General features: G+C 58.2%; 11 protein-coding genes and 1 tRNA gene. 2 read left to right on the top strand and 10 right to left on the bottom strand.

Features of this window, described 5'->3' with window-relative positions; translation table 11 throughout:
* Positions 1-3: 3 nt before the first annotated feature.
* From NMA58_RS02170 to NMA58_RS02160, 3 genes are read right to left on the bottom strand one after another with little or no spacing between them, the layout of a single operon-like run.
* Entirely contained in the window at positions 4-387 is a 384-nt protein-coding gene (locus NMA58_RS02170) for a VOC family protein (protein WP_434712129.1), read from the bottom strand.
* A gap of 31 nt (positions 388-418) precedes the next feature.
* On the bottom strand, positions 419-1,138 hold the full coding sequence (locus NMA58_RS02165; protein WP_064800779.1) for an RlmE family RNA methyltransferase: 720 nt from the start codon (positions 1,136-1,138) through the stop codon (positions 419-421).
* Between the two features lie 10 nt (positions 1,139-1,148).
* Positions 1,149-2,705 carry a Ppx/GppA phosphatase family protein gene (locus NMA58_RS02160; protein WP_434712128.1) on the bottom strand — a complete coding sequence of 519 codons (1,557 nt, stop codon included), beginning with the start codon at positions 2,703-2,705 and terminating at the stop codon, positions 1,149-1,151.
* A gap of 244 nt (positions 2,706-2,949) precedes the next feature.
* On the opposite strand from NMA58_RS02160, the gene NMA58_RS02155 reads away from it, so the two are divergent.
* Positions 2,950-3,023: transfer RNA gene (locus NMA58_RS02155), tRNA-Gln, on the top strand.
* A gap of 68 nt (positions 3,024-3,091) precedes the next feature.
* On the opposite strand, the gene NMA58_RS02150 is transcribed toward NMA58_RS02155, so the two are convergent.
* From NMA58_RS02150 to gmd, 3 genes are all read right to left on the bottom strand, one after another.
* Positions 3,092-4,114 (bottom strand): class I SAM-dependent methyltransferase, encoded by a 1,023-nt coding sequence (locus tag NMA58_RS02150; RefSeq protein ID WP_434712127.1) that lies wholly within the window; start codon positions 4,112-4,114, stop codon positions 3,092-3,094.
* A 256-nt stretch (positions 4,115-4,370) separates the two neighbouring features.
* Positions 4,371-5,321 carry a GDP-L-fucose synthase gene (fcl, locus tag NMA58_RS02145; RefSeq protein ID WP_434712126.1) on the bottom strand — a complete coding sequence of 317 codons (951 nt, stop codon included), beginning with the start codon at positions 5,319-5,321 and terminating at the stop codon, positions 4,371-4,373.
* Positions 5,322-6,383, bottom strand: coding sequence for a GDP-mannose 4,6-dehydratase (gmd, locus tag NMA58_RS02140; protein WP_434712125.1), 1,062 nt, complete (start codon positions 6,381-6,383; stop codon positions 5,322-5,324). It lies immediately after the preceding gene.
* Between the two features lie 186 nt (positions 6,384-6,569).
* Here gmd and rfbB point away from each other — a divergent pair, with 186 nt between their 5' ends.
* The gene (rfbB, locus tag NMA58_RS02135; RefSeq protein WP_434712124.1) at positions 6,570-7,625 is read left to right on the top strand and encodes a dTDP-glucose 4,6-dehydratase; all 1,056 of its coding nucleotides are present in this window, start codon (positions 6,570-6,572) and stop codon (positions 7,623-7,625) included.
* A 41-nt stretch (positions 7,626-7,666) separates the two neighbouring features.
* Here rfbB and NMA58_RS02130 read toward each other — a convergent pair whose 3' ends face one another.
* The 4 genes from NMA58_RS02130 to NMA58_RS02115 are packed head-to-tail and all read right to left on the bottom strand — an operon-like array spanning position 7,667 to position 12,054.
* Positions 7,667-8,638 (bottom strand): hypothetical protein, encoded by a 972-nt coding sequence (locus NMA58_RS02130; protein WP_434712123.1) that lies wholly within the window; start codon positions 8,636-8,638, stop codon positions 7,667-7,669.
* The gene (locus NMA58_RS02125) at positions 8,635-9,447 is read right to left on the bottom strand and encodes a class I SAM-dependent methyltransferase (RefSeq protein WP_434712122.1); all 813 of its coding nucleotides are present in this window, start codon (positions 9,445-9,447) and stop codon (positions 8,635-8,637) included. The genes NMA58_RS02130 and NMA58_RS02125 overlap by 4 nt, the downstream gene beginning before the upstream one ends.
* Positions 9,447-10,661: a CgeB family protein gene (locus NMA58_RS02120; RefSeq protein ID WP_434712121.1), complete on the bottom strand. Its 1,215-nt coding sequence runs from the start codon at positions 10,659-10,661 to the stop codon at positions 9,447-9,449. The genes NMA58_RS02125 and NMA58_RS02120 overlap by 1 nt, the downstream gene beginning before the upstream one ends.
* Positions 10,561-12,054: a glycosyltransferase gene (locus NMA58_RS02115; RefSeq protein WP_434712120.1), complete on the bottom strand. Its 1,494-nt coding sequence runs from the start codon at positions 12,052-12,054 to the stop codon at positions 10,561-10,563. Before NMA58_RS02115 ends, NMA58_RS02120 begins: the two co-directional genes overlap by 101 nt.
* Position 12,055: the final 1 nt, after the last annotated feature.

Below are 12,055 nucleotides of genomic sequence, written 5' to 3'. Positions count from 1 at the left end.
TTCCTATTCAGGGCTCTCGCAGACGGCAGAGAGTTTGTTGCCGTCGAGATCGCGGACATAGGCGGCATAGAAATGGGCATGGTAGGAGCGCAGACCCGGCCCGCCTTCATCGGCGGCGCCTGCCGCAATAGCCGCCGCATGGAAGGCATCGACGGCTGCCCGCGTTTCGGCTGTGAACGCGACCATGGCGCCATTGCCTGATGTGGCCCGGCGGCGATTGAAGGGCGTCACCACCCAGAAGCGGCAGCGCGTATCGCCCGGCGCGGAATAGCCGATCTCCTCCTGCGAAAAATGCTGGCGACGATAGCCGAGCACCGGCAGAACGGCATCGTAAAAATGCCCTGCCCGGTCGAGGTCGTTGGTTCCGAGGGTGACGTAAAGAAGCATGGGATCATCATCGGCCGGGATCGCCCCGAGATCAAGCTTGCTCTGCGTCAGCTTCCGCCTTGCGGCCTTTGAAGCCCTTGGCGAGCAGGAACATCTCGACAGATTCGGCGCGTGACGAGTTCGGCTTGACATGGACGACCTGGCGGAAGTTCTGCTTCAGCATGGCAAGCAGATCACGCTCGGTACCGCCCTGGAAGGTCTTGGTGAGGAAATGCCCGCCTTCCCCCAGCACCTCGATGGCGAAATGGGCCGCGACTTCGCACAAATGCATGGTGCGCAGGTGATCGGTGCGATGGTGACCTGTGGTCGGCGCGGCCATATCCGAGATGACGAGATCGGGCGTGCCGCCGACAGCCTCCATCAGCTTTTCCGGCGCACTGGGGTCGAGGAAATCGAGCTGCAGGATCTTGACGCCGGGAAGCTGGGCCATTTCGAGGAAATCGATCGCGGCCACACGCACGTCCTCATCCGTCGAACCGGTGACTTTGGCGGCGATCTGCGACCAGCTGCCGGGAGCCGCCCCCAGGTCGATGATTCGCCTGGCGCCGCGCAGGATGTGGTATTTCTCGTCGATCTCGAGGAGCTTGAAGGCGGCGCGGGCGCGATAGCCTTCGAGCTGGGCGCGCTGCACATAGGGATCGTTGATGTGGCGCTGCAGCCATTGGCGGGAGGATGCCTTCATCTTCTTGTTCTTGACGCGCTGACCGAGCTTGCGGCCGGTGCGGTTTCCCGCGATCGGTGCCTTTGTCATGCCCTTCCCCTTATTTCGCCCGCTGGCCGCGGCGGTTGCGGTTTCGCCGCCACACGCCGTCGTCGGCCATCATGTCGGTGAGCAGGCCTTCCCTCAAGCCGCGATCGGCAACGCGCATGCGCGGGCTCGGCCAGCGGCGGCGGATCGCCTCGAGGATGGCGCAGCCAGCCAGCACCAGATCGGCCCGGTCCGGCCCGATGCAGGGATTGGCGGCGCGGCTTTCGAAATCCCAGGAGAGGAGCTTTGCCTGCATGGCGGAAACCTCGTCATCCGAGAGCCAGATGCCATCGACCTTGCGCCGGTCATAACGCGGCAGGTCGAGATGGACGCCGGCAAGCGTCGTCACCGTGCCCGACGTGCCGATGAGGTGAAAATCGCCGGTCTCAGCGATCTCGATCTCCGGGCAATCGAAGCGTCCGAGCATGACTTCGACCTCGCGCACCATGCCTTCGAATAGTTCCGGCGTGACGTCGCGCCCGCCGTGACGTTCCGACAGCGTCACAACGCCGACCGGCAGCGAGGTCCAGTGGGTGATGTGATTGGCAAGCCGGCTGAAGCGACTGTCGCCGATACGGATGACGGCGATCTCCGATGAGCCGCCGCCAATATCGAAGAGGACGACGGAACGGGTCTCGCGGCCGACAAGCGAGGAGCAGCCGGAGACCGCAAGCCGCGCCTCGGTTTCCCGGTCGATGATCTCAAGCTCGAGGCCGGTTTCGGCGACGACGCGTCCGAGGAATTCCGCACCATTGACCGCCTGACGGCAGGCTTCGGTGGCGATCAACCGCATGCGGCGGATCTCCCGGTTCCTGAGTTTGCCGGCGCAGATCCTCAGCGCCTCGATCGCCCTTTCCATCGCCTCGTCAGAGAGACGGCCGCTGGCGGCAAGACCCTCGCCGAGGCGGACGATGCGGGAAAAGGCATCGACGACGCGGAACTGACCCGGCCGGGTCGGCTGGGCAATGAGCAGGCGGCAATTATTGGTGCCGAGATCGAGCGCGGCATACAGTTCTTCCGGCCATGCGTGCTCGCCAGCCTGGCGATCCCCGTGGTGAGCGATGCTATCCTGGCGCCCTTTGCGGCCGGGGCCCGCGCCGTTCTGCATCTCGCGCTGGGCGGAACTGCGCGCCGTTTCTTCGACGCGGCTTTCCTGCAGCGGGGCATGGGCAGGTTTGGCCGACGTCAGCGGCCGGCCCTGCAGCCCGCGCTTGCCGCGATGCTTGCGGCGGTTGCGCCGGCTCGATGCCTGTTCGCCATCGGACCGGGCGGCACTGGCTGCCGCGCCTGTCTGTTCGATCGCCTGGGCTTGAAGCGAACCGTCCTGCGAAACACCTTGACCGCCGCGACGGCGGCGCTTTCGCTTGCGAGCCGGATGTCCGGCCGCATCGTCCATGGGGCGCGCCGGCTGCCCGGCACTGCCGGAGAGCTCATGCGGAGCGGCTTGAGCTGCGCTGCGGGTTTGCCCGCCGCGCTTGCCCTTGCGACGCCTGGACTTCTTGCCGTCCCTGCGCCCTGCCGCCGTCGCCCCGTCAAATTGCGGCTTTGCGCCGCCTTCGGGGTCTTCCACGTTGTTTTTCCACCGCGCCGCGCAAGTCCTTGAGATATGCAGCAGGCGCTCATTCGATTTTTGCGTTGCCGCAAGAATATCAGCGCCCGCCAAAATCACCAAATCCTTTTTTGGCAGAGGGCTTTGCGGAAGAGTTTCACCCCCAGCTGAGAAGGCCGATTTTTTTCAAAACAGGTATTTGCAATCGCCGGGCTTTTGTTTATAAGCGCCGCACACCAGCCGAACCGGCCGCCGGTTCGCTTGCTGGGGAATAGTTCAATGGTAGAACAGCGGACTCTGACTCCGTCGATCTTGGTTCGAATCCAGGTTCCCCAGCCAATTCTCCCTAAATCTCACATTGAGCTCGGTTCTGTCGACAAAATAGGACAGACTGATTTCTGCTACGGCTACTCAAAGACAATCAGGCTTGCCGGCGTCGGCGGCATCGGTTTGACCGTGACGCCGGCGAGGCCGGCCAGTTTTGCCATCTCGGTCAGCTCGCTTTGGCTATAGGCCTGGCCCGCCGGCGTGCTGGCGAGCATCTCCCACGAGAAAGCCGCGGGAAAAGGCGGTGACACGCCATCTTCGTTCGGCACGAAATCGACCGCGACGATCCGGCCATCCGCTGCAAGGCTCGCGACGATCTTTCGCAGCAGCTGAGCACATGTCGGCAAATCGAAATGGTGCAGAAAATTCGGGAGCAGGACGAGATCATAATCCGTACCCCAGTCAACGTCGAAGGCGCTGCCGGCGATCGTCCGGTAGCGGTCCGCCACGCCTGATTTTTCCGCATTCTGCCTCGACAGCTCCAAGACGGCGCCCCAGTCGACGGCGACGATCTCCGCCGATGGAAAGGCCTTGGCAATTTCGATCCCGAAGAGGCCTGGACCCGCCGCGATGTCCAACACCTTTTTTGGAGGGCTCGGCCAGCCGGAGATTTCATCAGCCAATATTTTGGCGCTGAGGCCTGTGAATGAGCCCATGCCGCGCGCAAACTTCAACCAGACGGGATTGTCCGCCGACATGTTCGCAAGACCGGCCGAACCGCCGTTTCGCACGACGGCGGCCGGATCGCGCAGAAAATTATCCAGTACCTCGGGTGCAGCGGTAAACTCGACGGCAGAGCCCATAAAAGCCGGCGAATTGCGATCAAGGAACATTCTGGTCGAGGGCGTCATTCGGTACTGTCCGCCCTCCTTGGTCAGGAAGCCATGGACCACAAGGTAATCGCAGAGAATGCGCACCCCACGCTCCGAGGCGCTTGTTGCCGACGCCAGCCCTGCCGCCGTTTTGCCCTCGCCGATATGAGTGAAGAGATCAAGCTCGATGGCCGCCCTGATCGCTGCCGTCTTTCGGCAGGCAAACAGTGCATCGACCACAAGTTCGGGCGACACGACGCCAGCATGGGCGTCCTCGACGATTGTTTCCATGGCATCCCCCAGAGCCTCGTCCGACGTGCCTGGCAGCGCGCCAGCCGCAGAATTATGCGTATATCCGCATATTCTACAATACTCCCTGCGCTAACCCTATCGGGTTCCCCGCCTCAATGACCGGGCATCGTGCCTGCCGTCGCACAGTTTTTGCGGACATGCTCCGGGTGCACATGAGGCAATTGGAGGCTGGCGACACCGCAAAATCACAAAGGACCGCGGGAATGGAGAAATGCCGGTCCTCACCGGCCCGGCATCAGGCCGCGGGATCGGCTCCATTTTCGAACTGCAGAAACCAGGCATAAGTAGCTCGGATACCATCCTCGAGCGAGATGCGCGGTTTCCAGCCCATGTCCTGCAGCTTCTTGTTGCTCATCAGCTTTCGCGGCGTGCCGTCGGGCTTGGAAAGATCATGAATGATCTCCCCCTCGTAGCCGACAACGCGGCAGACCAGACGCGTCAACTCGATAATTTCGAGATCCGTGCCCGAACCGACATTGACGTGCTGCGAGCCCGAATAGGTTCTGAGCAGAAAAACAAGGGCGTCGGCGCAGTCGTCGACGTGAAGAAACTCGCGGCGCGGGGTTCCCGTGCCCCAGACGACCATGTGCGGATCTTTGCGCAGTTTCGCAGCATGCGCCTTGCGGATAAGAGCCGGCAGAACATGACTGGAGTTCAGGTCGAAATTATCGCCGGGGCCGTATAGGTTGGTCGGCATGGCCGAAATGTAGTCGCGGCCATATTGCTTGCGATAGGCTTCCGCGAGCTTGATACCGGCGATCTTGGCGATCGCGTACCATTCGTTGGTCGGCTCGAGCGGACCGGTCAACAGAGCCTCTTCGGGAATCGGCTGGGGGGCGAGCTTCGGATAAATGCAGCTTGATCCCAGGAAGAGAAGCCGGTTCACCTCCGCCCGGTGAGCGGCTTCGAAGATGTTGGCTTCAATGATCAGATTGTCGGAGATGAATTCGGCGGGATAGCTGTCATTCGCGAGAATGCCGCCAACCTTGGCAGCGGCGAGGATGATCGCGTCAGGCCGGGTTGCTTCAACAAATTTCTCGACCTCGTGCTGGCGCTTCAAGTCTACCTCGGCGCGCGTGGCCGTGATGACCCTGCAATCTTCGGATTGAAGCCTGCGCACAAGAGCACTGCCGACCATACCGCGATGACCGGCAACCCAGATCTTCTTGTTGGATAGATCGTACACTCAGACCTCTTTCCGGCTGCCTTGAGCCTTCCAGTGCTTGATATCCTCTCGCACCATCTCCGCGGCGAGCTCGCGAACTGGGGTCTTATGGTGCCAGCCCAGATGCTGACGTGCCTTGGTCGGGTCGCCAAGCAAAAGGTCTACTTCCGTCGGGCGGAAATACCGGGGATCGATTTCCACAAGGCACTTACCGGAGGCGGAGTCATAACCCTTCTCGTCGACGCCGGATCCCCTCCATTCCAAGGTGATGCCGACGTCGGCGAAAGCCCACTCGACGAACTGGCGGACACGCGTCGTCTCACCCGTCGCCAAGACATAGTCATCGGGCTTATCCTGCTGCAGCATGAGCCACATGCCCTCGACATATTCGCGCGCATGGCCCCAGTCACGCTGGGCGTCAAGATTGCCCAGGAAAAGCTTGTCCTGAAGGCCGAGGCTGATGGCAGCCACGGCCATGGTGATCTTGCGCGTGACGAAGGTCTCGCCGCGAAGCGGGCTTTCATGGTTGAACAGAATGCCGTTCGACGCATGCATGCCGTAGGCCTCGCGATAATTCACAACGATCCAGTAGGCATAGAGCTTGGCTGCGGCATAGGGAGAGCGCGGATAGAATGGGGTCTTTTCATTCTGCGGCACTTGCTGCACGAGACCGTAGAGTTCCGATGTCGAGGCCTGGTAGAACCGGCTTTTTTTCTCAAGACCCAGGATGCGGATAGCCTCAAGCAACCTCAACGTCCCGACACCATCGGCATCGGCTGTATATTCCGGTGTTTCGAAACTGACGCCGACATGGCTTTGTGCGGCAAGGTTGTAAATCTCATCAGGCTGTGTCTGCTGCACGATCCGCAGGAGGTTAGTCGAGTCGATCATATCGCCATAGTGGAGGATGAAGCGCGGGTGAGTTTCGTGCGGATCCTGATAGATGTGCTCGATGCGGCCGGTGTTGAAAGACGAGGACCGCCGCTTGATGCCGTGCACCGTATAGCCTTTGCTCAGAAGCAATTCGGCCAGATAGGCACCGTCCTGACCAGTCACCCCAGTAATAAGCGCGGTTTTCGTCATTTTTTCACATTCGTCTTTCGATGCAATCTTTGGGAGGTGTTTATGGAAACGACCGAACCAGCGCAACCCCAATGTGACCGACACCCGGGACAAACGAAATTCAGCATTGTCGATCTCTTCGGTTGACGGCGGGTTGACGCAATGAGACTAGAGCTTTCCATTTATCAGATGTCCGAAGGGAAAAACATGATCTTGGTGACGGGAGGCGCCGGCTTTATCGGTGCGAATTTCGTGCTCGACTGGCTTGCGCTTCACGATGAGCCGGTCGTCAACCTCGATGCCCTTACCTATGCCGGCAATCTTGAGAACCTTAACTCCATATGGAGTGACCCGCGTCATGTCTTCGTCAAAGGCAGTATTGCGGACTACGACCTTGTCGACGCACTGCTCCGTTCCCATCAGCCTCGCGCAATCCTGAACTTCGCTGCCGAAAGTCATGTCGATCGATCGATCCATGGGCCAGAAGAATTTATCCAGACCAACATTGTCGGCACGTTTCGTCTGCTGGAGGCAATCCGGGGATTTCTTGCCTCACAGAGTGAAGACTTCCGGGAGAGCTTCCGCTTCCTCCACGTATCGACGGACGAGGTCTATGGTTCGCTTGCTCCCGACGAGGCCGCTTTCAGCGAACATCGCAAATACGAACCCAATAGTCCTTATTCCGCGAGCAAGGCAGCGAGTGACCATCTGGTTCGCGCCTACCATCACACCTATGGCCTACCCGTTCTGACGACGAACTGTTCGAACAATTACGGTCCCTATCATTTTCCGGAAAAGCTTATTCCCCTCGTCATCCACAATGCTCTGTCGGGGAAACAGATTCCGATCTACGGAGACGGGATGCAGGTGCGCGATTGGCTGTTCGTCAAAGATCATTGCAGCGCGATCCGGCGTGTTCTGGAGAGAGGAAAAGTCGGGGAAACCTACAATGTCGGCGGCAGGAATGAGCTGACGAACCTGTCAGTCGTCAATACGCTCTGCGAAATTCTCGATGAATTGACGCCCCTGCCCAACGGCGCAAGCTACAAGGCCCAGATTTCCTTTGTGCGTGATCGGCCAGGTCATGATCGTCGTTACGCCATCGATGCGGCAAAGATAGAAAGGGAACTGGACTGGCGCCCTGGTGAGACCTTCGAGACGGGCATTCGCAAGACCGTCGAATGGTATCTCGCCAACGATGCTTGGGTAGAAAATGTGACAAGCGGCAGCTATCGACAGTGGATCGATCGGCAGTACCAATAACGAGGCGGGGAGAAGCGAGGCTCCTCCCCGCAATTGTGACATCAGTACCTGATGAAATTGTGCAGGAAGCTTATGACCGGCCGGGGTACATTGCTTTGCACCCATCGGCGCGCCTTCACCCGGAAAAACGGGCGAATGCCGCCGGAAAAGCCGGGAGAAACCGTCCTGATCGCCTTCAGAGCTTGCCTCAGAGCGCGTTCATAGACCCTGTAAGCAGCGTCGGGCTCCTCGCAGACCGCGGTGTAGAAAGCCGACAGCCGATCGAACATGCCATTGGTCAGCAACTGAAACTGGTGGAAGTGATAGAAGATCAGAGGCGAACCATCGACCTCGATCCTGCCTGATGCATCCTGCGAAAAATGCAGCTTTTCGTAGTTCCAGGGCGCGATTCCAGCTCCGGGATGCTCGATGATATGGCAATTCGGATAGAGATCCGGCCATTCATCCAAATACTTCTGATCACCCATCTTGCCGTCTTCCAGGCGATAGTAGCACCATTCGATGCACTGCTCGCGCCAACGAGTGAGGCAGCGCATTCCCTCTTCGTCGCGCCGGAAACTCACCCATTCGACGCAGAAACGGCCGTTAATTTCCCGATTCTGCAACCGCGGAGCAAAACGGTGTTCGATAATGGCGATGGAACTATTGCCGATTTCGTCGAAAATCGGACCGAGCGGTGAATAAAACAGCAGATCGGAATCGAGGTAGGTGATGAAATCAATGTCGGGATACTGCTCCAGCAGGAAACTCGGCAGACACGGAGACAGGGTCCAGCAATATTCGGCGACGCCGCGCGATTTCTTGACTTCCAGAAGTTCCGGCGTCTCGAGATCAGCGAGTGGAATGCAGGTGATGTAGGACCTGTTGAGAGCGGTCAATATCTCCTGCGTCTGCTGGTCCATGCAAAGCACAAAAACCTGCGCATCGGGGCACCATTGGACGAGGCTCTCCATCATGGCCATTCCCTTGATGAGATAGCCGTTGTCGAAAAGGGTACAGAAATAGTTCGTCATGATTGGGTTTGTTTCCTGCACAAATAGGTGCGCATTGCATTGCCCTTACGACTGTCGTGCGGATCCACGTTCTCAGTTAGCGTGAACGTCGCCAAGACGTGCAGGCCGTGAACTCGAAACATGTCCAATAGCTGCGGCTCGGAAAAATGGATCTCTATGGTCTCGACGCCATAGGCCTGTTTGCGGAAATACTTTGTCGGCTCGCCATAGACAACAGGCGTTCGGTGAAAAATCACGTATTCCTTGGCAACACGGGCGCTCTCTGCGATCGCCGCGTCATAATCGGGGATATGCAGCAGACAACATCCTGAAACGACGACATCGAAAGCGTCATCCTGATAGTTGAGCCGCGTCGCATCCTCCACGTCGAACGACAGCCCGGGATAGATGCTCCGCGCCATATCGATGAAAGCATCGGAGTAATCGCAGCCGCGATAACGCAGCGGCAAGCCACTCACATCAAGCACTTCGGAATAATAGCCGCTGGAACAACCGATTTCGAGCAGCGAAGCATTAGCGGGAAGATCGTCGATGCTGCGCAAAGCGGCGGTAAAGACATCGAATACATCAATGGAAGCGCCATTGCGGTATTCCTTCAGCTGGCGCTCGACGAGGGCTCTCTGGCGGGCGGGCAGATCACTTGCTTTCCAGGATGCAGCAAGGCGCGAACTTTCGCTGTCTCGACGAGCCACCTCTATCTCGACATAGCTGGACGATACCGACGTCGTCGGCAACAGCCGATCATGCAATCGCTTCAATCGGCTCTTCACTCCTGGAAAACGATTGAGACTCGCGCGCAGAAACGACATCAGCCCTGTTTCTCCAGATATCGTTCGAGGATCGGCGCCAATTCTTCCATTCTCGACTTGTAGGTGTGGTCCTTCAGCGTCCTTGCCTGTCCAGCCTTTGCGATGGCGTCGGCCTCGTCGGGGTGGTCTATATAGTAGCGGACGAGTTCTGTCGCTTCTTCCGCACTGGAATACGCAACCACTTCCTTTCCAACCTCGAAAATCTCCCCGAGATTGTCCTTCCTGTCGGTTATCAGCAGCGATCCAACACCGGTCGCCTCGTAGAGCCGCATGTTATTGGCGTTGTTTTCGGCAACATTGATATGGCGGTTGACGGTGATCCGGCTGCGCGCCAGCGCGCGATACATATCCGGACCCCAGACTTCGCCATTGTGACGTTTGCGAATCGGAGAAGAGCGCGGAAGCGTCTTCGCGCCGTAGCCGAAAAACTGTATCGGCGTGGTATCGGCAAGATGTTCGAGCAAGGGAACGGCCTTGCCGTGATGACGGCTTATGCCACCGACGAAGCTCACCGGCACGTCGCGCCTGATATCGCCAAGGAGGTCGAGCACCCGAGTGTCGAAGCCAATCCTGAAATATTCGGATTTTATCCCCATCTCATGAAAACGGGGGACGAAATGGGGGAAAGACGTCAGAATAAGGTCATAAGGTCGCAGAAACTCACCCGGCGGCAGCGGGCAAGCGATCTGCCCGACAATCAACGGCACCGTCTTCTTCAACTCCGTCAAGGCATGCGGTGGAAAAAAGCTGAGATCCTGACAGTAGAGTACATCCGGCTTGAATACGCGAACCCTGGCCATTGCGACCTCCAGCAAGCCCGGGAGCGCCGCCAGGCGTGCGCCAACATAAGGCAGCCTGAAAAACCGATGCGGCAGTTTCATCGCCCAAGCGCTGAATGGCTCGTTGTTCTCTTGCGCCCAGGCCGACTGAAGCGGGACACAATTGCCGATGATGTCAATGACGTCGCAACCCAGGTCCTTCAGGTGGCGCGAGTAGAAATCGGACGTGCCGAATGCGGCAGCCAACAAAGCTTTCGTCTGCTCTGGCGAGGTCGATTTTCGGAGCTGCGGCCGCCGCGCATAGAATTGCTTCAGAAAACGGGCGTAGTAGGTGTCAAATATTGCTATTTTCATGTTCACCGTCTGGTTGATTACCGGGACGTTCCGGGGACGTTCTATAGACGCTACCGACAACCTTTGCTGGATTCCCAGCAATTATCGCCCCGGCGGGGAAATTTCCCCGGACGACCGCACCCGCAGCGACAATGCTGTCACGACCTATATCTGTGCCACGCAAGATCAAGGCATTTGTACCAATGAACACATTATCGGCAATGTTCACCGGTGCAGTCTTGATGTCCGCCTCGACATCCGAATGACGGCGCCCTTCCGGACGTATCGGATGAAAGTCCGTGTCGAAAATCGTGACATTGGCTCCCATCAACACTTCCGCGCCGATTGAAATCCGTGCAGCCGAGACGATGGTTGCACCACTGATCCCACTGTCCGCGCCAATGCTGATCTTCGATCCGGCGCGAATGGTCGCTATTTTTACCGGATGATTGAGAGCCAGGGCTGTAAATCGGGAATCAGAACACAGGACGACGCGATCACCGAGGTGAATCTCACTGTCAGGATGACGTTGCAACAGAGGGGCGCCATAGAGCACAACATCGCGGCCGACGTTTACTCCGTGGCGTTTCAGTTCGCCAAGCCGCCTTGCACGCATACGGGAAAGGACAAATTTTTTAAAGCTGATCGTGATCTTTCCTAAAAGGACGCGAGCGCAGAAGAAATAGGCCATGCGGCAAGGTGCGGTAAATCTCTGCACCGGTGAACCGACAAGCGAATAGAAGATTAGGCGTTGAAACACATTGTGAGGAGAGCGCCTGCCAAACAATCGTTTTTTCCATGAATGCCTGGAGACGTCGTTTCCATATACGGGCGGCGAATAAACGATTGCTTTTGTGCTGACGATCAGAGGCACTCCGGCGCGCGAAAAGCGCATCGCGATTTCATAATCGGCCATGTAGTGCGGCAAAAGGCGTGGCCGCATACCGCCATATTTCCGAAACAAGAGGGCTGGATATAGAGTACCTCGACCGCTCAATGCATCCACGCGGTATTGGCTCTCAGGCGACCGTTGTTGCGCTTCGCTCAATTCCGAAAGGAGATCCCAAATCGCGAACCTGTTGATGTTGATCCGAGGTCCTATACTCACAAGAGGTGGGTCTTTCCCCTCTTCATGGATAACGCTTCCGACGGCGGCTTCGCCATTCGCCTTGGATGTTTGCACCAGGGTTTCAACATAATCTTCGTCGAACCAGGTGTCATTATTCAGAAACAGGATATAGTCTTCCGCCTTGCAAGACGGAAGGACGTGTTTCAGCCCCTCCTCGACGGCACCTCCCCACCAAAGATTGCCGTCGCCTCGGATTTCGACCACATCGCCCTGCGACTGCAGGTATTCTGCCGTTCCATCGGTCGAACCGTCGTTGACAACGACGATCGTCAGCGCGTCGGCGAGCGTTTGTCTCCTGAGAGCCTCCAATACCTTCCGGGTGTGTTCCAGACGATTGAAGACAGGGATAATGACGTTAACGCGCATC

The organism is Rhizobium sp. YTUHZ045 (genome assembly GCF_051124255.1).
Lineage (GTDB): Bacteria > Pseudomonadota > Alphaproteobacteria > Rhizobiales > Rhizobiaceae > Rhizobium.
This window is presented reverse-complemented; position numbering and strand designations above follow the sequence as displayed.